18 protein-coding genes are annotated in these 21,969 nt (G+C 68.8%); 4 read left to right on the forward strand and 14 right to left on the reverse strand.

Annotated features, from left to right (window positions below; all coding sequences use genetic code 11):
• Positions 1-14 precede the first annotated feature (14 nt).
• From ftsH to WJM96_RS04205, 3 genes are read left to right on the forward strand one after another with little or no spacing between them, the layout of a single operon-like run.
• On the forward strand, positions 15-1,937 hold the full coding sequence (ftsH, locus tag WJM96_RS04195; protein ID WP_424811166.1) for an ATP-dependent zinc metalloprotease FtsH: 1,923 nt from the start codon (positions 15-17) through the stop codon (positions 1,935-1,937).
• 14 nt (positions 1,938-1,951) lie between these two features.
• Positions 1,952-2,977 carry a dihydropteroate synthase gene (gene folP / locus WJM96_RS04200; protein WP_424811167.1) on the forward strand — a complete coding sequence of 342 codons (1,026 nt, stop codon included), beginning with the start codon at positions 1,952-1,954 and terminating at the stop codon, positions 2,975-2,977.
• Between the two features lie 25 nt (positions 2,978-3,002).
• Positions 3,003-3,494, forward strand: coding sequence for a TspO/MBR family protein (locus tag WJM96_RS04205; protein ID WP_424811168.1), 492 nt, complete (start codon positions 3,003-3,005; stop codon positions 3,492-3,494).
• On the opposite strand, the gene WJM96_RS04210 is transcribed toward WJM96_RS04205, so the two are convergent.
• From WJM96_RS04210 to WJM96_RS04230, 5 genes are all read right to left on the reverse strand, one after another.
• Positions 3,479-3,859 (reverse strand): cupin domain-containing protein, encoded by a 381-nt coding sequence (locus tag WJM96_RS04210; RefSeq protein WP_424811169.1) that lies wholly within the window; start codon positions 3,857-3,859, stop codon positions 3,479-3,481. The genes WJM96_RS04205 and WJM96_RS04210 overlap by 16 nt on opposite strands.
• Before the next feature lie 262 nt (positions 3,860-4,121).
• Entirely contained in the window at positions 4,122-4,616 is a 495-nt protein-coding gene (locus WJM96_RS04215; RefSeq protein WP_424811170.1) for a cupin domain-containing protein, read from the reverse strand.
• Positions 4,617-4,677: 61 nt separating this feature from the next.
• Positions 4,678-5,520 carry an HpcH/HpaI aldolase/citrate lyase family protein gene (locus WJM96_RS04220; protein ID WP_424811171.1) on the reverse strand — a complete coding sequence of 281 codons (843 nt, stop codon included), beginning with the start codon at positions 5,518-5,520 and terminating at the stop codon, positions 4,678-4,680.
• Positions 5,517-6,758 (reverse strand): CaiB/BaiF CoA transferase family protein, encoded by a 1,242-nt coding sequence (locus WJM96_RS04225; RefSeq protein ID WP_424811172.1) that lies wholly within the window; start codon positions 6,756-6,758, stop codon positions 5,517-5,519. Before WJM96_RS04225 ends, WJM96_RS04220 begins: the two co-directional genes overlap by 4 nt.
• 70 nt (positions 6,759-6,828) lie before the next feature.
• A complete protein-coding gene (locus WJM96_RS04230) occupies positions 6,829-8,067 on the reverse strand; it encodes an ABC transporter substrate-binding protein (RefSeq protein ID WP_424811173.1) in 1,239 nt (412 codons plus the stop codon).
• Positions 8,068-8,196: 129 nt separating this feature from the next.
• On the opposite strand from WJM96_RS04230, the gene WJM96_RS04235 reads away from it, so the two are divergent.
• A complete protein-coding gene (locus WJM96_RS04235; RefSeq protein WP_424811174.1) occupies positions 8,197-11,664 on the forward strand; it encodes a PAS-domain containing protein in 3,468 nt (1,155 codons plus the stop codon).
• A gap of 1 nt (position 11,665) precedes the next feature.
• Here the strand turns inward: WJM96_RS04235 and WJM96_RS04240 are convergent, their stop codons facing one another.
• The 9 genes from WJM96_RS04240 to WJM96_RS04280 all read right to left on the reverse strand — a co-directional run bounded on the left by WJM96_RS04240 (position 11,666) and on the right by WJM96_RS04280 (position 21,865).
• Positions 11,666-12,379: a response regulator gene (locus WJM96_RS04240; protein WP_424811175.1), complete on the reverse strand. Its 714-nt coding sequence runs from the start codon at positions 12,377-12,379 to the stop codon at positions 11,666-11,668.
• A gap of 133 nt (positions 12,380-12,512) precedes the next feature.
• On the reverse strand, positions 12,513-13,751 hold the full coding sequence (locus tag WJM96_RS04245) for an Hsp70 family protein (RefSeq protein WP_424811176.1): 1,239 nt from the start codon (positions 13,749-13,751) through the stop codon (positions 12,513-12,515).
• A gap of 42 nt (positions 13,752-13,793) precedes the next feature.
• Positions 13,794-14,852 carry a 2Fe-2S iron-sulfur cluster-binding protein gene (locus tag WJM96_RS04250; RefSeq protein ID WP_424811177.1) on the reverse strand — a complete coding sequence of 353 codons (1,059 nt, stop codon included), beginning with the start codon at positions 14,850-14,852 and terminating at the stop codon, positions 13,794-13,796.
• The gene (locus WJM96_RS04255) at positions 14,852-15,604 is read right to left on the reverse strand and encodes an FAD binding domain-containing protein (protein WP_424811178.1); all 753 of its coding nucleotides are present in this window, start codon (positions 15,602-15,604) and stop codon (positions 14,852-14,854) included. The genes WJM96_RS04250 and WJM96_RS04255 overlap by 1 nt, the downstream gene beginning before the upstream one ends.
• On the reverse strand, positions 15,601-17,910 hold the full coding sequence (locus tag WJM96_RS04260) for a xanthine dehydrogenase family protein molybdopterin-binding subunit (RefSeq protein ID WP_424811179.1): 2,310 nt from the start codon (positions 17,908-17,910) through the stop codon (positions 15,601-15,603). The genes WJM96_RS04255 and WJM96_RS04260 overlap by 4 nt, the downstream gene beginning before the upstream one ends.
• Position 17,911: 1 nt before the next feature.
• On the reverse strand, positions 17,912-19,183 hold the full coding sequence (locus tag WJM96_RS04265) for an amidohydrolase/deacetylase family metallohydrolase (RefSeq protein ID WP_424811180.1): 1,272 nt from the start codon (positions 19,181-19,183) through the stop codon (positions 17,912-17,914).
• A 20-nt stretch (positions 19,184-19,203) separates the two neighbouring features.
• Positions 19,204-20,037: an ABC transporter permease gene (locus tag WJM96_RS04270; protein ID WP_424811181.1), complete on the reverse strand. Its 834-nt coding sequence runs from the start codon at positions 20,035-20,037 to the stop codon at positions 19,204-19,206.
• Positions 20,034-20,798 carry an ABC transporter ATP-binding protein gene (locus WJM96_RS04275; RefSeq protein ID WP_424811182.1) on the reverse strand — a complete coding sequence of 255 codons (765 nt, stop codon included), beginning with the start codon at positions 20,796-20,798 and terminating at the stop codon, positions 20,034-20,036. Before WJM96_RS04275 ends, WJM96_RS04270 begins: the two co-directional genes overlap by 4 nt.
• A complete protein-coding gene (locus tag WJM96_RS04280; RefSeq protein ID WP_424811183.1) occupies positions 20,795-21,865 on the reverse strand; it encodes an ABC transporter substrate-binding protein in 1,071 nt (356 codons plus the stop codon). The genes WJM96_RS04275 and WJM96_RS04280 overlap by 4 nt, the downstream gene beginning before the upstream one ends.
• Between the last annotated feature and the right edge of the window lie 104 nt (positions 21,866-21,969).

Raw genomic sequence — 21,969 nt, forward strand, 5'->3', positions numbered from 1 at the left:
GAGGGGAAAAGCGCGTGAGCAATTTCGGCCGGAACCTGGCCTTGTGGGTGATCGTGGCGCTGCTGCTGGTGGCGCTGTTCAACCTCTTCCAGCCTTCGAGCTCCAGCAGCCGGGCGCAGATGCAGGTCGCCTACAGTGACTTCCTGAGCGAGGTGAACTCCGGCCATGTGCGGGACGTCGTCATCCAGGGCCGCACCGTCACGGGGCAGCTGGCCGATGGCCGTAGCTTCAGCACCTACACGCCGGAAGATCCGGCCCTCGTCTCGCGCCTGACGGAGAAGGGCGTCCGCGTCGTCGCGCGCCCGGAGGAGAGCGAGGTGAACCCGCTCTTCCAGATCCTCATCTCCTGGTTCCCGATGCTGCTGCTCATCGGCGTCTGGATCTTCTTCATGCGCCAGATGCAGGGCGGCGGCGGGCGCGCCATGGGCTTCGGCAAGTCCAAGGCCAAGCTGCTGACCGAGAAGCACGGCCGCGTGACCTTCGAAGACGTGGCCGGCATCGACGAAGCCAAGGCCGAGCTCGAGGAGATCGTGGACTTCCTGCGCGATCCCGCGAAGTTCCAGAAGCTGGGCGGCAAGATCCCCAAGGGCGTGCTGCTGGTCGGCCCCCCGGGCACGGGTAAGACGCTGCTCGCGCGCTCCATCGCGGGCGAGGCGAACGTGCCCTTCTTCACCATCTCGGGCTCCGACTTCGTCGAGATGTTCGTGGGCGTCGGCGCGAGCCGCGTGCGCGACATGTTCGAGCAGGGCAAGAAGAACGCGCCCTGCCTGATCTTCATCGATGAGATCGACGCGGTCGGCCGCCATCGCGGCGCCGGCCTCGGCGGCGGCAATGACGAGCGCGAGCAGACGCTGAACCAGATGCTCGTGGAGATGGACGGCTTCGAGTCCAACGAGGGCGTCATCATCATTGCCGCGACGAACCGTCCGGACGTGCTGGACCCCGCGCTGCTGCGTCCCGGCCGCTTCGACCGCCAGGTCGTGGTGCCGAACCCCGACGTGAACGGCCGCGAGAAGATCCTGCGCGTGCATATGCGCAAGGTTCCGCTGGCCTCCGACGTCGATCCGAAGACGATCGCGCGCGGCACGCCGGGCTTCTCCGGCGCCGACCTCGCCAACCTCGTGAACGAGGCCGCTCTGCTGGCCGCGCGAACCAGCCGCCGCACCGTCGGCATGGCGGAGTTCGAGGCGGCGAAGGACAAGGTGATGATGGGTGCGGAGCGCCGCAGCCTCGTCATGTCCGACGACGAGAAGAAGATGACCGCCTATCACGAGGCGGGCCACGCGCTGGTCGCGATGCACGAGCCGGAATGCGATCCCGTCCACAAGGCGACGATCATTCCCCGTGGCCGTGCCCTCGGCCTGGTGATGAGCCTGCCGGCCGGCGATCGCTACTCCAAGCACAAGTCCAAGATGGAGGCCGAACTCGCCATGGCGATGGGCGGCCGCGTCGCGGAAGAGATCATCTTCGGGCGCGACAAGGTCAGCAACGGCGCCTCGGGCGACATCAAGATGGCGACCAACCAGGCGCGCATGATGGTCACCGAATGGGGCATGAGCGACCGCCTCGGCATGGTGGCCTATGGCGAGAACAGCCAGGAGGTCTTCCTGGGCCATAGCGTGACGCAGTCGAAGAACCTTTCCGAGGAGACGGCGCGGATCATCGACAGCGAGATCCGCAAGATCATCGATACGGCCTATGCCCGGGCCACGCACATCCTCACGGAGAACCGCGAGGAACTGGAGCGGCTGGCCAAGGGTCTGCTGGAGTACGAGACGCTGTCCGGCGACGAAATCCGCACCGTGCTGCGCGGCGAACCGGTGGTGCGCAACCGCCCCGACGAGCCCGTCTCCGCCGGGCGTGGCAGCGTTCCGACCTCCGGCCGTACGCCGCGGCCGGACACCGGCGGCGGGCTCAACCCGCAGCCGGCGGGCTGACGCCCCGGGGCGCCGTGCTTCCCGAATGGCTCGAGCCGCTGGGTCTGCTGACAGGCCCGGCGGCGTTTTCCGCGATACGTGATGGGCTCGCCCTGCCGCTGCAGGGCGGGCCCATCGCCTTTTCGCTGGTGCGTGGGCCCGAGGGCTCCATCATGCCGCCGCCGCAGGATCACCCGGCGCTGGACAGGCTGACGCGCGCGCCGGTGGAGTTCGCGGGCATCGCGCGGCATCGCGGCCGGCCGCTGGTCATGGGCATCGTGAATTGCACGCCCGACAGCTTCTCGGGCGACGGGCTTGCGGGCGCGCAACAGGCCGCGATCGCGCAAGGCCACGCGATGCTCGAGGCGGGTGCCGACATCCTCGATATCGGGGGGGAGAGCACGCGGCCGGACGCGGCGCCGATCACGCCGGATGAGGAGATCGAGCGCGTGCTGCCGGTGATCCGTGCACTCGCGACCTCGGCCCCCGTGAGCGTGGACACGCGCCACGCGCGCACCATGGCCGCGGCGCTGGAGGCGGGCGCCGAGATCATCAACGACGTGAGCGCGTTGCGGCACGATGTGGGCGCGCTGCAGGTGATCTCCGAGGCGCGCTGCCCGGTCGTGATCATGCATGCGCTGACGCTCGATCCGCGCACCATGCAGCGCGACGTGCAGTACGACGACGCGCCCCTGCAGATCGCGCGCTTCCTGGAGGCGCGGGTGCAGACGCTGGAGAAGCTGGGCATCCCGCGCTCGCGCATCGCGGTCGATCCGGGACTGGGCTTCGGGAAGCGCGTGGAGGACAACCTGGCCCTCGTGGCGCGCCTGTCGCTTCTGGCGAATACGGGATGCACGATCCTGCTCGGAGCGTCGCGCAAGGGCTTCATCGGCCGCGTGACGGAGGTGCGGGAGCCGAAGGCGCGGCTGGCGGGCAATCTGGCTGTCGCGCTGGCGGGTGCCGCGAACGGCGCGCATATCCTGCGCGTGCATGATGTCGCGGAAACCGTGCAGGCGCTGAAGCTCGCCGAGGCGCTGGCCGTGGGCTACCGCGAAACCTGATGCGCGCAGCCGGGTTCAGTCCGGCATGAACGAGTGGCTCATCCTGGTCGGCTTCATCGTCACCTGCTTCGCCGCGGCCCTGGCGGGCGCCTTCTTCCCGCCCGGCCCCTGGTACGAGCGCGTGCGAAAGCCGCGGTGGAACCCGCCCAAATGGGTCTTCGCTCCCGCGTGGACGCTGCTCTACATCCTGATGGGCGTGGCGGGCTGGCTGGCCTGGCGCCAGATGGGCTTCGGCCTGCCTCTGGCCGTCTTTGGAATCCAGCTTGTGCTGAACTTCCTCTGGACGGCGATCTTCTTCGGCGCGAAGCGGCCGGACCTCGCCTTCTACGAGATCGTGGTCCTGTGGCTGGCGATCCTGGCCTGCGTGCTGCTGTTCGCGCCGTCGAGCCCATGGGGCGCGGGGCTGATGCTGCCCTATCTCGCCTGGGTGACCTTCGCGGCGGCGCTGAACTTCGAGATCATGCGGCTCAACCCGGGGCCAGGGCCCCGGGAGCCGTCCACTCAGGCCGGGTCGTAGGTGTGGCTTTCATACAGGATGCAGCCGCCCTCGCTGCGGAAGGGGCCATGCCACGCGCCGGGGGGACGTGAGGCGTAGGTGAGCGGCTCGAAGCGCTCCCCACCCTTGCCTTCGGCGTCGTTACCGACCCAGAGATCGCCGCGAACCAGGAAGACCTCTTCCCAATAGTCGTGGACGAAGGGCGCCGTGGTGAAAGCGCCGGGCGCGAAGCGCAGGAGACGCGTTCGGCAGCCCGTCTTGTTCACTTCGTCCAGAGAGCCCGCGAGGATCTTCTGCTGGATACCGGCGGGATAGCCGGGCGGCGTCTCCCACCCTTCCTCGAGATTTGGCGCATGGAATTCAAGATGCGCTTTGTTGATGGCCACCGGTGCCTCCTGAGATGTGGGCGGTTGCCTGTTCCGTTGCTGTCCGTCCCGCGTTGGAGGAAGGGGAAACGGTCCAGACGATAGCCGCTCGAAAAAACCTCATTGCAATATCTAAGTTTGTTAAACTAGCGCCCCGCCATGTCCAAGCGGCACGCCGTCGAAAGGCGGCAGGGGCCTAGCGATTCATCACCACGAGATGAAAGAGCTGGAAGGGCAAGGCTTGGTCGCGGTCGGCTCGCGGCCGCCCTGGCGAGCGCCTGATTCAACGCGGGGCGGGCAGGGTGCCGAACACTGTTGCCGCCTCGATCTGCAACACGTCGGCCGGGCGCGGGAAGGGATCGGGCTTCGGGTCGCCCAGCTGCTTCTCGCGTCCGATGCGCTCGAAAAAGGTCTCCAAACCGCCCGGCATCATCAGCCACATGAACACCAGGGGCCCATCGGCCGAAGCCTCGAAGCGATGGGGGCGGCCCTTGCCCAGGAAGAAGCAGCTTCCCTTCTCCATGGGGTGGCGGTTCTTACCATCGAGCAGCGCTTCGCCGCGGCCTTCCAGTACGAAGATCACCTCCTCGTTATCCGGGTGCATGTGCTCGCGCACGAAGCAGCCGGCATCGACGGTCTGCGTGCCCATCGCGAAGGCGCTTTCCGAGCCGATCTCCTGCGAGGACAGCAGGCAGCGCACGAAGCCGTTGGCCGGCACCGGCTGCCAGAAGGAGCGCCCGCCCTCAGGCGGGACGATGACGAGCGGAGCCTGATCCATGCGCTGGGTCCTTCGCGGGGGAGAGGCTCAGCGTGGCCAGCGGGAGCCCGTTGCGCAAGCGCTACCCGCTGCCGGCCAAGGCCAGTGTGCGGCGCGCGCGGATCAGCACGGGCTCGTCCACCATCATGCCGTCCACCGTGAAGGAGCCGCGACCCTCGCGCGCGGCTTTCTCGGCCTCGGCGATCTGGCGGCGCGCGAGATCGATCTCCGCCTCGCTGGGGGAGAAGCCTTCATTCAGCACGGGCACGAGGGCCGGATGGATGCAGCTCGCACCCACCAGGCCCGAACGCCGGGATCGCGCAACCAGCGCGCGCACGCGCTCCGCATCGCGATAGTCCGCGACGGTGCCGAGCGTGCCCAGCGGCGCCACCCCGGCAGCGACGGCGGCCAGCACCATCTGCCGCTTGGCCAGCACGATCAGCTCGTCATCCGGCGTCGCGCCGCATTCGGCGGCCAGGTCTTCGGCGCCGATGACGAGCCCTGCCACCAGCGGCGAGGCGCGGGCGATCTCGTCCATGCGCTGCAGCGCGGCGGCTGTCTCGATCATGGGAACGATGCGCATGGGCCGCTTCGCCCCGGCCAGCATCTCGGCGGCGAGCTGCACATGGTCGGGGCCGACCACCTTGGTGAGCAGGATGCCGTCCGCGCCGGCCTCGATGGCCGCTTCGATATCCGGCACGGCGAGCTTCAGCGGCCGGTTCACCCGCACCAGCACGTCGGCGCCGCCCGCTCGCGCCGTCGGCACGGCTTCGGTCAGCGCCGCACGGGCCTCCAGCTTGCGATCGTGAGGTACGCTGTCTTCGAGGTCGAGCAACACGGCATCGGCGCCCGCGGTCGGCGCCTTCGCGACGAAGCGCGGCACGTTGGCCGGGACGTAGAGCATGGAACGCCAGATGCGGCTCATCGCGATTCTCCGTGCAGCACGACGCCCGCCTGGCGCAGCCGTGCGAGTTCCGCCTCGCCCAGCAGCGGCCGGAGGATCGCATCATTGTCCTGGCCCAGCCTGGGCGCGGCGTTGCGCAGGATTCCCGGCGTGGCGGACATGCGCGGGATCTCCCCATGCATGGGCAGCCAGCCGCCGGGCATCTCCTCGTCCGGCACCTCGATCAGGGCCTCGCGCTCGGCGATGTAATGGTCCTGGTCAAGGCCCGCGACATCCAGGATGGGGCCGATGGTCACGCCGTCCCGGTCGAACTGAGCCAGCGCTTCCGTCATGGTCATCTTCGCCACGTAGTCGCGCACCACGCCGTCGATTTCCTCGATGTGCCTGATCCGGTCGGAATTGGTGCGGAAGCGCGGATCATCGAGCAGCTCCGGCCGGCCGAGGCTCTTCATCAGCTTGACGAAGACACCCTGGGTGGAGCTGGACAGCCCGACCCAGCCCCCATCCTTGGTCTGATAGGCGTTGCGCGGCGCGGTGCTGGTGCTGCGGCTGCCGGTGCGCGGCTTCTTCTTCCCGGAAATGCGGTAGTTCGCCATCTGCGGCTCGAGCATCGCGAAGATCGGCTCGAAGAGCGAGACGTCGAGCACCTGGCCCTGGCCGGTTGCCTCCGCGTGGCGCAGCGCGATCATGGCGGCCGAGGCGCCGTAGAGCCCGGCATAGGCATCGGCCATGAACATGGGAGGCAGCACGGGCTCGCGATCGGCGAAGCCGTTGATGGCCGCGAAGCCCGAATAGCCTTCCACCAGCGTGCCGAAGCCCGGCTTGTGCGAGAAGGGGCCGGTCTGCCCCCAGCCAGAGACGCGCACGATCACCAGCGCCGGGTTCAGCGCCAGCAGGGATTCGGGCGAAAGCCCCATTTCCTCCAGCACGCCCGGCCGGAAACTCTCGACGAAGATGGAGGAGGTGGCGGCGAGACGGCGCACCACCTGGATGGCCCCAGGATTGCGGAGGTCCAGGCAAAGGCTGCGCTTGTTGCGGCAGAGCGTCTTCCAGGAGGTCTCGATGCCACTGGTCTTCCAGGCGCGGAGGGAATCACCGGCCGGCGGCTCCACCTTCAGGACCTCGGCGCCATGGTCGCCGAGCACCTTGGTCAGCACATTGCCCGCGACGAGGCGCGAGAGGTCCAGCACCCGCAACCCGTCGAGTGCGCCCTTGGCTTCGGCGTCGAATTCCCGCCGCCGCAACTTCCTCTCCGCCATGCGCGGTTCCGCCCCTGATGCCCTGGCCGCGAGGCTAGACCAGCTAGCCCCGCTGTTGAACCGGAGGGGGTCAGCCACGCACCATCGGGCAGCCGCCCTCGGCCACCGGCCGCATCGCCTCCTCCGGCGCGATGGTGCCCACGAGTCGGTAGAGGTCCCATTCGTGCCGGACCTGCGCCACCGGCTTCACCTCGAAGAGATGCGCCGCGTGGATCTTGCGCCCATCCTCCCGCACGCGGCCGGGGCCGAAGCAGTCGTCTTCGGTCGGCATCGCCTTCATCTGCGCCACAACAGCCCGGCCGGAGGCCTTGGCGGCCGACGCGCCGAGCGCGGCCACGGCCTTCTGGTAATGCAGTACCGCCGAATAGGCGCCAGCGTGGTTGGTGGAGGGATAGATGCCCGTGGGCATGCCCGGCAGCACGCGACGGGTGAACGCGCGGGTCCGGTCGTCGAAATCCCAGTAGAAGGGCTCAGTGAGCAACAGGCCCTGCGCCTGGTCCGCGCCGATGGCCCGCACGTCGCCCAGCAGGCCAAGCAGACCGACCATCTTCATCCCGCGCTGGGACAGGCCGAACTCATGGGCCTGCTTCACGCTGTTCACGAAATCCGTGCCCGCATTGGCGAGGCCGAGCACCTTGGCTCGGCTCGCCTGCGCCTGGACCAGGAAGGAGGAGAAATCCGTCGTGCTCGGGAAAGGGTAGCGCGCATTGCCGAGGACCCGGCCGCCCGCGCCTTCCACGGCGCGCTGGGTGTCGCGCTGCAGGGCGTGGCCGAAGGCATAATCGGCCGTCAGGAAGAACCAGGTGTCCCCGCCGGCGCGGACCATGGCGCGGCCGGCGCCATTGGCGAGCATCCACGTGTCGTAGGTCCAGTGGACATGGTTGGGGCCGCAGCGCGGTCCGTAGAGCTCGGCCGTCGCGGGGCCGGTGGCGAGGAACACCTTGTCCTTCTCCCGCGCCAAGTCCGCGATGGCGAGAGCGATGGCGGAGTTGTTGACCTCCAGGATCGCGTCCACATCCTGCCGGTCGTACCACTGCCGGGCGATGGCCATCCCGACATCCGGCTTGTGCTGGTGGTCGGCGTGCAGGAACTCGACCCGGATCGGATTGCCCTGGGCGGCCGCGAAGTCCTGGATGGCCTGGCGCACGCAGGTCGCGGTACCGAGGCCCGAGAGGTCGCGATAAGGCCCGCTCAGGTCACCGAGGATGCCGAGGCGTATGACCGGCTGGGCCTGGCCGCGAGCGCTGCCCGCGATGGAAAGGGTGGTGCCGCCTGCCAGGATGAGTGCATGCCGACGCGTGGATTTCATGGTTAGTTTCCTCCGAAGGAGGCGAATCTGCCCGATCCATCAGGCGGCTGGAAGTAAGCCCATTGCATTGGCATGTAACTCGATGGTGAGCGCGACAGACGAGACAGACCCTGCTCGCTCTTCCGTGCCATGCATCAGCTCAAACTCGATGCGCGAGAATCCGTGAACGACGACGCCAAGCTGCTGGCAGGCCTCCTGGCAAGTATGCCATCCGCAATGTTGCTGATGGATCGCGACGGCAAGGTCCGGCGCACCAATGATCGACTCGGCGCCATCTTCGGCCTGACGCCGCCTCTTCCAGGCACACCGCTCGCGGCCTGGCTGCGTGGCGTCGCGATGGCGGGTCGGCTCAGCGAGGCAGATCTGGAGCGGCCTTTCATCGGTTCAGGCGGAAGGAGCACCTGGCGCCTGGCCGATGGCCGGTCGCTCGCGCTCGCGGTCCACGCCCTGCCCGATGGCGACCGCCTCTGCCTCTGGACCGAGACCCTGATCGAGACCGAGCTGGCTGAGGAGCGGACCAGCCTGCGCCAGATGCTCGCCAGCATCACGGATAGCGTGGTGCTGATGGATGCCGACGGCGTGATCCTGCAGAATTCCAAATCCAGCGGCGCGCTGCTCGACCTGCCCGACGAGTTTGCCCGGCCGGGTGCACGGCATGACGACATCCTGCGCTACTTCTACCGGCGCGGCGATTTCGGCTTCGAGCAAGACGAGGACAGCTTCGTCGCCGAACGCCGGGCCCGCATTATCGCGGCCGGCAACCTCACCTACGCGCAGCGGATGCCCAATGGGCGCTGGGCGGAATACAACTTCCGCACGCTGCCGAAGGGCCAGCTTCTGGTGCTGGTGCGCGACGTGACGGAACTGCGGGAGGCACTGTCCAGGCTGGAGGCCGAGCGCGCGGAGCGCGAGGAGGACCGCCGGCGCGCGAATGCCCTCCTCGAGAGCACCCAGGACATCGTGGTTCTGGCCGATACCGCCGGTACCATCCTGGAAAGCTCCAGCCGCGGTGATCTCGTCTTCGGACTGCCCGGGGAGCTTTTCGAGCGCGGGCGGAACCATCGCGATATCCTGCGCCTCCTCTACCGGCACGGCGGCTTCGAGACCGAACTGACGGAGGAGGAGTTCCTGGACGGCACGGTGGCGCGCCTCGCCGTACCGGGCCGGCTGCAGCGCACCCGCCGCATGCCGGATGGACATTGGGCCGAGATCACCTGCACCACGCGTGACGACGGGCTTCTCGTCATCAGCCTGCGCGACGTGACGGAGCTCAAGCAGGCCCAAGCCGCGCTCGAGGAGGAGGAGGAGAAGCTTCGCCTCGTGGTCGAGAACATGTCCGACGGCGTGATGCTCTTCGATTCGGAGATGCGCTGGCGGATGCTGAGCCGGCCGCTCATGAAGTTCCTCGACCTGCCGGAGCAATTCTACAAGCTCGGCACCAGCGCGCGGGACGTGATCGGCTGGCAGATGCGGCGCGGCGATTTCGGGCCGCCGCCTCCCGACGGGCCGGAATTCGAGCGCGCGCTGGATGGCCGCATCGCCAACCTTCGCCGCCAGGGGGGCACGCACTACTTCCGCAAGACGCATGCGGGCTTCTGGCTCGATGTCCAGATGCAGCCGCTGCCCGGCGGTGGGCACCTCGCCTTCTATCGCGACGTGACGCCCATCAAGGAGCGCGAGGAGCGTCTGGCCGCCGAGCGGACGCTGCTGCGCGAGGTGCTGGAGAGCATGGACTCCATGGTTGTGCTGCTCGACCCGGAGGCGAGGATCATCCTCTCCAATGGCGGCGGCCGAAACCTGCTGGAGCTGCCGGACGAGATGGTGCGGCCCGGCGCGTATATGGCCGACGCGATGCGCCACATGTACCGGCGCGGCGATTTCGGCTTCGACGTCACGGAAGAGGAGGTCGTCGATGGCCGCGTGAACGCCGTGCTGTCGGGCCCCGTCCATCTCACGCGGCGCACCGCCACCGGCAAGTGGCTGGAGTTCAATTACACGCCGATCTCGGGCGGTCGCGTTGTCACGGTCGGCCGCGACGTGACGGCCCTGAAGGCAGAGGAACAGGCGGCGCTCGCCGCGCGCGACGCGGCGGAGGCAGCCTCGCGCGCCAAGGCGAATTTCCTCGCGGCCATGAGTCACGAGATCCGCACGCCCATGAACGGCGTGCTCGGCATGCTGGAGATCCTGTCCCATGGCGAGCTGAACGCGGATCAGGCGCGCCATGTGCAGGTGATGCGCGAGAGCGCGGAAGGCCTGCTCCGCATTGTCGACGACTTGCTCGACTTCTCCAAGATCGAGGCCGGACGCCTCGAGATCGAGGAGCTGCCGTTCAGCCTGCGCGGGCTGGTCGAGGGCACGCTGGAGACCCTCTCGCCAGCCGCCACCACGCGCGGCCTTGCCCTCTTCGCCGATCCGCCGGAACCAGGGCCGGACTGGCTGGCCGGCGACCCCACGCGCGTGCGGCAGATCCTCTTCAACCTGATCGGCAATGCGCTGAAATTCACCGAGCGCGGCTATGTCCGCGTCTCGGCGCGCACGCGGCAGGAGGGCGATGCCGCCCTGCTCACCATCGTGGTGGAGGACAGCGGCATCGGCATGGACGCAGAGACGCTCACGCGGCTCTTCCAGCCCTTCAGCCAGGCCGACACGTCTACGACCAGGCGCTTCGGCGGAACAGGCCTCGGCCTCTCCATCGTGCGGAGGCTGGCCGAGCTCATGGGAGGCGAGGCGCGGGCGGAGAGCAGGCTCGGCCGGGGCAGCCGGTTTACGGTGACTCTCCGGCTGGGACTTGCGTCGAACGCGGCGCAGGGGCCGCGGACTTCGCTGCCTTCCGCCGCGATGTTTCCGGGCGCGACGGCCCAGGAGGGCGCCGGCGACGTGCTGGTGGTGGACGACCATCCGGTGAACCGGGAGGTCATCGGCCGGCAGCTCGAACTCCTCGGCCTCCGCGCGGAGATGGCGGAGGGCGGCGCCGAGGCCTTGCGGGTGTGGCGAGCGGGTTCGCGCTCCATCATGTTTCTCGACATCCACATGCCCGGCATGGATGGCTTCGAACTGGCCCGCGCCATCCGGCAGGAGGAACAGGCGAGGGCCCTGCCACGCACCACGCTCATCGCCGTGACGGCCAATGCCCTGAAGGGCGAGGCGGAGCGCTGCTATGCAGCTGGCATGGACGCTTTCGTGACGAAGCCGGTGACGCTGGAAAGCCTTTCACGGGCGCTCGGGCGGTGGCTGCCCGGACTTTCGGGTGCCGGGCATGGAGGTACCCTGTTCGATCCGGAGGCGCTGCGCAGCCTCTTCGGCCAGGATCCCGACCGCCTCTCCGCGATCCTGGAGAACTTCGCCCGGAATGCGGAGCAGGAGCTGACCAAGCTGCAGGCGGCCCAGCAGGCGGACGTCGTGGTCGAGCTCGCGCATCGGCTGAAGGGCTCCGCGCGCATGGTGGGTGCGCGACTCCTGGCCGAGCAGGCCCAGGGCGTCGAGCTGGCGGCACGGGCGGGCGGCCTCGGAGCGGCGCAGGCCGCGGCGTCGCAGCTTCCGTCGCTCCTGGCCGAGACGCTGCGGGTCGCGCGGCCGGCGCTCGGCGCCAGCTCCTGATTCAGTCCTTCGAGGGAACGAAGATGTAGCCCACGCCCCGCACGGAGCGGATGGCTTCCGGCTTGGCCGGATCGGCCTCCACCTTCCGGCGCAGGCGCATGATGCGATTGTCGATGGCGCGGTCGAAAACCTCGGCCTCCCGGTGCGCCGCCGTTTCCAGCAGCCATTCCCGGGTCAGCGGCCGGTTCGGATGCTTCACCATGATGTGCAGCAGGTCGAACTCGCTGGCCGAAAGTTGGTCCTCGGATCCGTCGGCCAGGATCAGCACGCGCCGCTCGAGGTTGAGGCGCGCCACGCCGATCCGGATCTCGGTGAGCAGCGGCGGTGGGGGCGGCGCCTCGGAGGAGCGGCGGAGCAGGGCCTTGATGCGGGCCAGGAGCTCACGCGGCTCGAAGGGCTTGGTGATGTAATCGTCCGCGCCGGATTCCAGGCCGACCACACGATCCACGGTATCCCCGGCCGCCGTCAGCATGATGATGCCGAGCCGGCTCGAGCGCGAGCGGGCCCAGCGGGCCAGGGCGAAGCCGTCCTCGACCTCGTTCAGATGCACGTCGAAAAGCGCGAGGTCGGGCAGGCTCTGACTGTGCGCGCGCTTGAACTCGGCGCCTGAGCCATAGGCCTGGGGCCGCAAGCCGTGCTGCGCCAGGTACTCGGACACGATACGGCGCTGGAGGGGATCGTCCTCGACCAGGGCCAGCCTGATGGGCCCGCTCATGCCGCGCGCGCGCGCATGGCTGGGGCTCGGCCCTGGCGCTTCCCTGCGAATCCGTTCCTCGACATGGGCCGAAGGATGCCCGGCGGCGGCCGGATTGCAAGCTTTCCTTTGCTGTTCAGCCCGAAGGCGGGCCTCAGTCCCGCCCGATCAGGGCCAGCCCCTCCGCCACGGAGACGAACTCCCCGCCCGCGACGACCTTCGCCGCACCGAAACGCTGCTCGAAAAGACGCCGGACCGCTGGCACCAGGGAGGTGCCGCCGGTCAGGAACACCCGGTCCACTTCGTCCGGCCGCAGGGCCGCATCTGAAAGGGCGGCATCGACCGCCGCGGTGATGCCGCGAAGCTCGGGCGCGATCCAGGACTCGAACTCCGCGCGCGTGATTTCCGCCTCGATCTCGAAATCGCCGTGCCGGAAGGAAAGCGACGTGCTGCTTCTCGAGGAGAGGGCCGCCTTGGCCCCCGACACGGCGCGGGAAAGCGCGTAGCCCGCCTCGTCCTCGATCAGATGCAGCAGATGCCCGAGGCGCTCCGGCGCGGCCGCGTAGCGCATGACATCGGCGATGTCGCGCAGCGTCTTCGGCGCCCGCATGAGCGACAGGAGGTGCCAGCGGGCGAATTGAGCGTACCAGGCGGGCGGGATCGGCAGGTCGGTGTCGAACGGCCGGTAGGTGCCGCCCTTGCCGAGCAGGGGCGAGACGACGTGGTCCATGATCCGGAAATCGAAGGCGTCCCCCGCGATGCCGAGGCCGGAATGTCCCAGTGCCGTGACGCGGCGGGGCGGCCCCGGCTCGAAGCGCAGCAGCGAGAAGTCGCTCGTGCCGCCGCCGAAATCCGCGACCAGCACGGTGGCGGGCGCATCCAGGGTCTGGGCGAAGCGATGCCCGGCGGCCGCAGGCTCGAGTGCCAGGTGCACATCGCTGAGGCCAGCGGCCGCGAAGCCCGCGCGGAGCCGTTCGGCCCCCAGCACGTCATCCGCGGTCTCGCCGACGAAGTGGACGGGGCGCCCCACGACCACGCGGGCGCCGTCCAGCTCTCCCGCGAATGGCGCAAGGAGGTGCCGCAGGAAGGCCGCGACCAGCTGCTCCAGCGTCCAGGCCCGGCCGAGGATGCGGGTTTCGGTAAAGCTGCGCTGCGCCAGATGGCTCTTCATCGACATGATGAGCCGGCTGTCGAAGGGATCGTCGAGATAGGCGTCGATGGCGCGCGGTCCGGCCGCCTGGCGCTGGCGGCCGTCAGGGTCCAGCCAGAAGCACAGCACGGTGCGGAAGATCTCGCCCGTGTCGTGCGTCAGCACGCGCGCGGTGCCATCTGGCCGCAGGGCGGTGACCACGCTGTTCGTGGTGCCGAAGTCGATGCCGATGACGGGAGACATGGGGGAGGCCTTCAAGCCTCCCCACGCGCGCTTGGCAAGACGTCAGCCGCGGAACCAGCCGCGCAGCATACGCAGGAGAAGCGACCAGAGCGAGGGGGTGGGCGCCGGGGCCTCGCCGCGTGCCGCGCTTTCCAGGTTGCGGGCGAATTCCCCGGCCATGCCAGCCACGAGGCCGCGCACCAGCCCTGGTCGCGAGAATTGCGCGAGCGGGCCGGTGAGGCGCCAGCCCAGTTCCAACTCCAGCACGCATCCGGACGGCGTGGGCGTGAGCAGCCAGCCGACCTGGCCTTCCGCGCCATTGCCGCCATCCCGGCCCTTTCCGCGAAGCAGGCCGCGATGGTGGGCATGGTCGAAGGTCAACGTGCCGCTGCCGGCGAACCGCGCCGTGAAGGGGCCCAGCGCCAGGCTGACCTCGCCGTCCACGGCCTCCCCTTGCTGATGCAGCAGCCGCGCGCCGGGGAGGCAGGCGGCCACCCGCGCGGGGTTGGAGAGGATGGCCCAGGCCGTTTCCAACGGAATCGCGAGTTCCACCCGATGCGTCAGCTGGTTCGCGAATTCGGGCGCAGCCATTGCGGCCGAGCCGGCCACGGGGGCAGGGGCGGGCGCGGGCAGGATCGGCGCGGCCGTCACCGCGGCGCGCGTCAGGACCGGACGGCTGGCCGCGACCTCCGCGATGGCGCGCACGATGCCGCGATAGCCCGTGCAGCGGCAGAGATTGCCCGCGAGCTCGTCCCGGATCCGGGCCTCGTCCACGGCCCCCAGGCGCGTCACGATGTCGCGCGCGGTCACCATCATGCCCGGCGTGCAATAGCCGCACTGGAGGGCGTGGTGCTTGCTGAAGGCGGCGCGAAGCGCCTCGGCCACCGGGTCCTCGTCGAGTCCTTCGATGGTGATGACCTCCATGCCCGCCGCCTCGTGAGCGTAGAGCAGGCAGGACCGGGTGGGCGCGCCATTCACGATGACGGTGCAGGCGCCGCAGACGCCCTGCTCGCAGCCAATATGCGTGCCGGTCAGGCCGCATTCTTCGCGCAGCACATCGGCGAGATGTGTGCGTGCCGAGGCGACGATGCGTCGTTGTTCGCCATTGACGCTGATCTGCATCACGCCTGTTCCATCATCGCGACCGCGCGCTGCACGGCCACCGCGGCCAGCCGCTGCGCGGCGGCATCGAGCCAGGTGAGGCGTGCTGGGATATCGCCGGGCGCGTCCAGCCGTGTCGGCGGCCCGTCCACCGCCCCGGCGAACAGGCTTCGTGGTGCCTCGATCGCGATGCCGATGGCCTTCGCGAACTCGCCGATCTTGCGGTTGATCTTGCAGTAGCCCCAGCGCCCGGTGATGCGGGGGATCTCGACGGCGAGGATGATCTCGCCCGGCTGCAGGGCGGTGGTGAAGGGGGCGAGCATGAAGCCTTCCGCCGGGATGCGCCGCTCGCCTTGCGCGCCCATCGCGATGATGGTGGCGCCCAGCGCGGGCATGAGATTGGGCCAGTCGCCGGCCGGATCGGCATGGGCGAGGCTGCCGCCGATGGTCCCGCGATGGCGCACGGCGCGATAGGCGATGCCATGGGCCACATGCGGCATGAGGCCGTTGGTGACGTCGGGCACCGCGCCGTCCTCGATCTCCGCATGCGTCGTAGCGGCACCGAGGCGGAGGTGGTCCGCATGCTCGGTGAAACCCCGCAGGCCGGGGATGCGCTTCACATCCACCAGCAAAGCGGGACGCACCAGGCGCAAGTTCATCGTCGGCGCCAGCGACTGCCCACCGGAAAGAGGCTTGGCGCCGGGCCGTGCCAGGAGCTCGAAGGCCTCGGAGGCCAGGTTCACCTTGGCGTGCTCGAAAGGCGCGGGCTTCATGCGAGGGCCGCCAGGATGCGGTCCGGGCTGGCGGGAAGATCCGTGACCTCACGACCCAGATGCGCGATGGCATTGTTGATCGCGTTCACGATGGCGGCCGGCGGGCCGATGGCGCCGCTCTCGCCGATGCCCTTCTGGCCGAAGCGGCTGATGGGGCTCGGCGTCTCCATGTGATGGATCTCGATGTCCGGCACCTCCGCCGCGCCGGGCAGCATGTAGTCCACGAAGGTCGAGGCGAGCGGCTGGCCGGAAGCGTCGTAGGGCATTTCCTCCAGCAGGGCGGTGCCGATGCCCTGGGCGGTTCCGCCCAGCACCTGCCCGTCCGCGACCAGCGGGTTGAGCAGAACCCCGCCGTCCTCGACGATGATGTAGCGCGTCAGCGCCACATGGCCCGTGGCCGCGTCGAGCTCGATCTCCACGGCATGCGCCGCATAGCTGAAGGTGCCGGTGTCTCGTGCTGTCTTGTGCCCGACCGTGCATTCCAGCCCCTGCGCCTGCATGGCTTCGGTGAGGTTCTGGGGCGCGCGGTAGAGGGTGCGAGCGATCTCGGCGACGCTGACGCTGCCGCCGCCCGCATGCACGGCACCATTCTCGAAGACGGCTTCAGCGGGATCGGCCTGGAGCAGATGCGCGCCCATCGGAATGAGGCGCCGCCGCAGCTCGGCGCAGGCATCGCCCACCGCGCCGCCGGCCATCACTGCGCTGCGGCTGCCCCAGGTGCCGGTGGAATAGGGCGTGAGCGCGGTGTCGCCGTGGACGAGCTGCACGCGTTCGACCGGAAGACCCAGCACCTCATGCGCCACCTGGGCGAGGGTGGTTTCCATGCCCTGTCCATGGCTGTGAACGCCGACGCGAAGCTCCAGCGCGCCATCAGGCGTCAGCCGCGCCTGGCAGGCCTCGGCGCCCGGGACGAAGGGGATGCCCCAGCCGTGGTAGACGCTGGTGCCGTGCGCGCCCTGCTCGTTGAAGACGGCGAATCCCTGGCCGATCAGGCGGCCCTTCGCGCGGGCGCTGTCCTGCCGGGCCTTGAAGCCGTCGGCGTCTATGGCTTCGGCCGCCCGGCGCAGGGCCTCGGGGTAGTCGCCGCTGTCGAAGATCTTCTTCGTGACGTTCACATAGGGCATCGCCTCGGCCGACGGCAGGTTCCGCAGGCGGAGCGCGACGGGGTCGATCCCGGCCTTCCGCGCGACGGCGTCGAGCGTGGTCTCCAGCGCGTAGCATACGCCGGTTCGCGCGACCCCGCGGTAGGGCAGTATCGGCGGCTTGTTGGTCGCCACGCTCCAGGTGCGGCAGCGGAAACGCGGCACGACATAGGGGCCAGGCAGGATAGAAGCGATCTGCGCCGCCTCCAGACAGGCGCTGAACGGATAGGCGGAATAGGCGCCGCTATCGACATGCGCCTCGCAATCGATGGCGAGGATGCGTCCCTCGGAATCGGCATGCACGTCGATGTCGTAGTGGTGCTCGCGGCAATTGGCCTGGCCGGAAAGGCCCTCGCGCCGGTCCTCGAGCCAGCGCAGCGGCGTGCCGCCGAGGCGCCGCGCGAGCCAGCCGATCGCGACCTCTTCCTGCAGGAGGATGCCCTTGTAGCCGAAGCCCCCGCCGACGTCGGGGCTGATGATCCGAACGGCGGATTCTGCCAGGCCCAGGCATTCGGCGAGCCCCGTCTTGGTCACATGCACCATCTGCGAGGATGTGTGCATTTCGAGCTGGCCAATCCGCGGCTCCCATCGCGCGACCACGCCACGCCCCTCCAACGGCGCCATGTGCTGGCGCGCGGTGCGTAGGCGCCGGCGGACGGTGATCGCTGGCGCGATACCGGAAAGATCATCCTCCACCAGCGTATGGAGCACGACATTGTCGGCCCAGCCTTCATGGATCGGCGGTCCGGCGCGGTGGGCGAGCATGTCTGTCGCCGCCGGAAGCTCCTCGATGTCGAGCTCGATGGCTTCGCAGATATCCTCCGCTTCGGCTCGCGACGCGGCCATGACCATGGCGACAGGCTCGCCGACCTGGCGCACGCGGCCATGGGCCAGCGGCCACTGATCCGTCTTGCGGAAGCCGGGCAGGGAGGAGGGCGCACGGATCGGCAGCACGCCTTCCAGATCCGCCATCGTAAAGACCTGACGCTCGAAGCCGGCCGGCTTCCCGATATGCCGGACCAGCCCATGCGCGACGGGGCTGCGGAGAAAGGCAACCTCCCGCATTCCCGCCATGGCGATGTCGCCGACGAAGCGGCCGCGGCCACGGAGGAAGCGGTCATCCTCCTTGCGGGGGATGGCCGCCCCAACACCTTGCGGTTTCATCTCAGGCCGCGATGGCCGCCGGAAGGATGGGTGCGGTAGCGTCGTAGCGCACGCCCTCGCGCAGGCAGAACTCCGGCTGGAGAAGGCGGTCGGCAATCACCTGCGTGCCCTCGTTGTCCTCCATGCGGAACTTGCCGCGCAGGTCGCTGAGCACGGACACATCCGCCACCGCGCCGATGCGCAGCGTGCCGATGCCGTCATCCATGCGCAGCATGGCGGCGGGGCCGGTGGTGACCATGCGGACCACCTTCTCGAACGGCACGCCGAGCGCGAGCATCTCGCTCATCGCCAGCGTCAGCGAGAAGCGGGCCTTGCCGGCGAACGGATGGCTTTCCTCCGGATCCGGGTGGCTCGAGGGCGTGCCGGCGGGCGGCGGGACGCGCGTGTTGTAGCCGTGCATGTCGGCGCCCAGGGTGTCCGGCATGATGCCGGCATCGAGGCTGATGCGCGCCATGTTGAAGGAGAAGTGCGAGCCATGGCCCACATCGACCTTCAGCCCGGCCTTGAGCGCGGCATCGACGATGGCGTGGACCTTGCCCGTGCGCCGGTCCACGAAGCCGCCCGGATGGCGCGTGAAGGGATGGGCCAGGATGTCGCCCGGCCGCAGCAGGGGCACGACCAGCGGCAGGATCTCGTCGGGGTCCACGCCATTGGGCCCGGTCTCCGGCGTGGGCCAGAGCTGTCCGAAATGACAATAGACCGGCAGGTCCGCCTCGCGGCCGATCTCCGCCGCCTGCTTCAGCACTTCCAGACCGAAGCGCGCCATCCCGCCGAGTTCCGCATGCGCCTTCACGCCGCGCACCAGGCCGGGATTGGCATGGGCCATCTTCACCGTGGCGCCGACATCGACGTTCTCGGGCCCATAGAGGTTCGGGTAGTAGTGGCCCTCCAGCCCGCCTACGACATAGGCGCTGATGAAGCTGAACACGCGGGACCTGGCGGGCTTGGCGATGAACTCGCGGAAGCCCGGCATGGTCATGCAGGAGGCGCCGCCCTGATCCACCAGTGCGGTCACGCCACTGTCCACGCCCGCCATGTCGGCCGGCAGGCCGAAGCGGCCGGAAACGTAGGTGTAGATGTGCGCGTGCGTGTCGATCATCCCCGGCAGGACGATCTTGTCCTTCACCGTGATGACTTCCCTGGCCGAGTTCGGCAGGATCTCGGCCTCGATGGCCGCGATCCTGCCATCCTTCACCGCGACATCCATGACGCCGTCGATGCCGGTGGCCGGGCAGACCACTCGTCCGCCCTTCAGCAGCTTGTCGTACTGCATGGTGATTTCCTCCTTTCGGCCTAGTGGCCGTATTTGCGCAGGACGATCCGTTCGAGTCCGGCGACGATTCCGTAGAGCACCAGGCCAACGACGCAGAGCATGGCGATCGAGGCCAGGACCAGCGCCGTCTCGGCCTGGCTGGAGGCGAAGAGCACGAGGTAGCCGAGCCCGGCCTGCGCCGTGATGAACTCGCCCACGATGACGCCGATGATCGCGAAGGTGACGGCAATCTTCAGCCCCGAGAAGATGTGCGGGAGCGCGTAGGGGAACCGCACCGAAAGGAAGACCTGCCAGGACCGCGCCGTCAGTGCCTTGCACAGGCGGATCATGTCGGGCGGCGTGGAGTTGAGGCCGGTCTGGGTCGCGATCACCACGGGGAAGAAGGCAATGAACACCGAGAAGGCGAGACGCGACGACGTCCCGATGCCGAGCCACACGATGAAGAGAGGCGCGAGGGCGATCTTCGGGATCAGCTGCAGGAGGACGACGTTCGGATAGAGGGTGACATAAGCCCATTTCGAGTAGGTCAGCACCAGCGCGATCCCCATGCCGAGGATCGTCGCGATGATAAACCCGAAGAGGGAATCCAGCCCGGTGGGCACGGCGTGCTGCAGCAGGAAGGGCCAGGTCTGCAGGATGCGCTGGTAGACACGGCTCGGCGTCGGCAGGATCACCTCCGGCACGGCATACCAGATCACCAGGCCTTCCCAGAGCCCGATCATCACCACCGCGAAGAGGGCCGGCAGCAGAATGCGCGCCGCTGGATGATCGGTGAGGCTACTGCGCTCTACCACGACCGGAGCGGAAGCCATGGGCTCCGCTGCCGGCGCGATGATGCTGTCGGTGGCGCTCATGCGGCCTCCCGGATGCTGTGCTCGATCATGCCGCGCAGGCGCGCCACGATGGCGATGAATTCGGCACTGTCCTGCACGGTCTCGTCGCGCGGTCGCTCGAAGGGGATGCGGATATCGGCCACGACCACTGCCGGCCGGCGCGTCATGACGAGCACCCGGTCGGAGAGCAGGACGGCTTCGCGGATGCTGTGGGTGATGAAGATCCCGGTCTTGCGATGGCGCGACCAGAGATCCAGCAGCACCAGCGCCATCTCGTCGCGCGTGATGGCGTCGAGCGCGGAGAAAGGCTCGTCCATCAGCATGATGGAAGGTTGGTGGATCAGGGAGCGGCAGAGTGCCACGCGCTGGCGCATGCCGCCCGAAAGCTCGCGCGGGCGCTTGTCCATGAAGTCCGCGAGCCCGACGGAGCGCAGCAGCTCCTCGGCGCGCGCCACGTACTCGTCGCGCGGCAGGCGCATCATCTTGATGGGGAACAGAACGTTGTCGCGGGCCGAGAGCCAGGGCAACAGTGTCGCATCCTGGAAGACCAGCCCGGCATCGCGCCGCGGACCTTCCAGGGGCTTGCCGCCGATCTCGATGGAGCCTGCGGAGACGCTCTCCAGCCCGGCCATCATCATGAGCAGCGTGGACTTGCCGCAGCCCGAGGGGCCGAGGATCGAGACGAACTCGCCCTCGGCGATGTCGCACGACACGCCGGCCACCGCCTCGACCGGACCGGCCGGCGAGGCGTAGGTCTTACGGACTCCGCGAAGCCTGATCACCCGATCATCGCCCCGAACGGCGCGAGGCGGGCGCGGAGCGCATCCCATTCGGCCGGCGTCAGCTTGGTCTTGCCGGCGAAGCGGTTGCTGATGATGGCATCCGTCGCGGGACGCTTCGCGTCGGCCGGCGCGCCGAATTCCATCACCAGGTCGGTCATTGCGTTCCAGGCGGCCATGTCGGTGTAGCCGAGGCCGTTCTGAATGGCCTCCGGCTTCACCATGGTCACCTGCATGATGCCTTGGGACAGGCGGGCATTCTCGCGTCCGCCCGAGGTGATGCCGATCTCGGGGACCTGCTTCACGAACATGTCGAGGGCGCGCTCGGGCTCGCGCAGCTGGAAGGCGGCGGCCTCCAGCAGCGCATCCGTTATCGCCTCGGCCTGAGCTGCTCGGTCGCGCAAGACGTCAGGCCGCGTGCAGATGACGTTGGCGTAGAAGTTCAGGTTCGCCGAGGAATAGGGGATAAAGCGGCTCTGCGCATTCTGGGCCTGCATCACCGGGATGGAGGACGAGGCGATGGCCGTGATCGCGTCCACCTGGCGGTCGATCAGCGTGCGCTCCAGGACACGGTTGTCGAGCTGCTGGATGGTGACCTTCGACAGGTCGATGCCCGCGCGCCGTGCGAAGGCCGGCCAGAAGGGGTATTCCGCGCTCGTCGGTACGGCGCCGAGGCGCTTGCCCTCCAGGTCCTTCGCGGTGCGGATCGGGCTGTCCGCTCGGACCATGATCCCCATGGTCATGTCGTAGTTGACGGTGGCGAGGCCGGTGATCGGGAGTTCGCGGGCCGCGGCCAGGATCATCGGGCCCGCGCCTACAACGGCATAGTCGAACTGCCCCTGCGCCAGCGCCTGGGCGGCGGCCACCGAGCCGAAGCCGCGAGAGGTCTCCACATTCAGGCCACGGCGGGAGAAGGCGCCCATCTCCTTCGCGATGTAGCAATAGGCGGTCGAGCCCTGGGCGAGCCAAGGGAGCGTCAGCTTGATCGGAGCCTGGGCCAGCGCGACATGCGGGGCGGCCAGCAATGCGGTGCCGGCGGCGAGGACCTGACGGCGCGAGAGCAGGGGCATGGCGACGATCTCCGGCAGATGTTACGTGTACTGAAGATATGCGCGCGGCATGACGCGGCCCGCAATCGGTGTTGGAGATTGGCTTTGGAGCGTGACGGAGAGCC

Source organism: Roseococcus sp. YIM B11640, from assembly GCF_049727625.1.
GTDB lineage: Bacteria > Pseudomonadota > Alphaproteobacteria > Acetobacterales > Acetobacteraceae > Roseococcus.

Bases quoted from the DNA above. Each gene is read 5' to 3' on its own strand.
- WJM96_RS04225 (WP_424811172.1), bottom strand. From the start codon at position 6,758: ATGGCGGAGAGGAAGTTGCGGCGGCGGGAATTCGACGCCGAAGCCAAG.
- WJM96_RS04240 (WP_424811175.1), bottom strand. From the start codon at position 12,379: ATGAGCGGGCCCATCAGGCTGGCCCTGGTCGAGGACGATCCCCTCCAG.
- WJM96_RS04280 (WP_424811183.1), bottom strand. From the start codon at position 21,865: ATGCCCCTGCTCTCGCGCCGTCAGGTCCTCGCCGCCGGCACCGCATTG.
- WJM96_RS04250 (WP_424811177.1), bottom strand. From the start codon at position 14,852: ATGCAGATCAGCGTCAATGGCGAACAACGACGCATCGTCGCCTCGGCA.
- WJM96_RS04230 (WP_424811173.1), bottom strand. From the start codon at position 8,067: ATGAAATCCACGCGTCGGCATGCACTCATCCTGGCAGGCGGCACCACC.
- WJM96_RS04215 (WP_424811170.1), bottom strand. From the start codon at position 4,616: ATGGATCAGGCTCCGCTCGTCATCGTCCCGCCTGAGGGCGGGCGCTCC.
- WJM96_RS04205 (WP_424811168.1), top strand. From the start codon at position 3,003: ATGAACGAGTGGCTCATCCTGGTCGGCTTCATCGTCACCTGCTTCGCC.
- WJM96_RS04245 (WP_424811176.1), bottom strand. From the start codon at position 13,751: ATGTCTCCCGTCATCGGCATCGACTTCGGCACCACGAACAGCGTGGTC.
- WJM96_RS04265 (WP_424811180.1), bottom strand. From the start codon at position 19,183: ATGCAGTACGACAAGCTGCTGAAGGGCGGACGAGTGGTCTGCCCGGCC.
- WJM96_RS04260 (WP_424811179.1), bottom strand. From the start codon at position 17,910: ATGAAACCGCAAGGTGTTGGGGCGGCCATCCCCCGCAAGGAGGATGAC.
- WJM96_RS04255 (WP_424811178.1), bottom strand. From the start codon at position 15,604: ATGAAGCCCGCGCCTTTCGAGCACGCCAAGGTGAACCTGGCCTCCGAG.
- WJM96_RS04270 (WP_424811181.1), bottom strand. From the start codon at position 20,037: ATGAGCGCCACCGACAGCATCATCGCGCCGGCAGCGGAGCCCATGGCT.
- WJM96_RS04220 (WP_424811171.1), bottom strand. From the start codon at position 5,520: ATGAGCCGCATCTGGCGTTCCATGCTCTACGTCCCGGCCAACGTGCCG.
- WJM96_RS04235 (WP_424811174.1), top strand. From the start codon at position 8,197: ATGCATCAGCTCAAACTCGATGCGCGAGAATCCGTGAACGACGACGCC.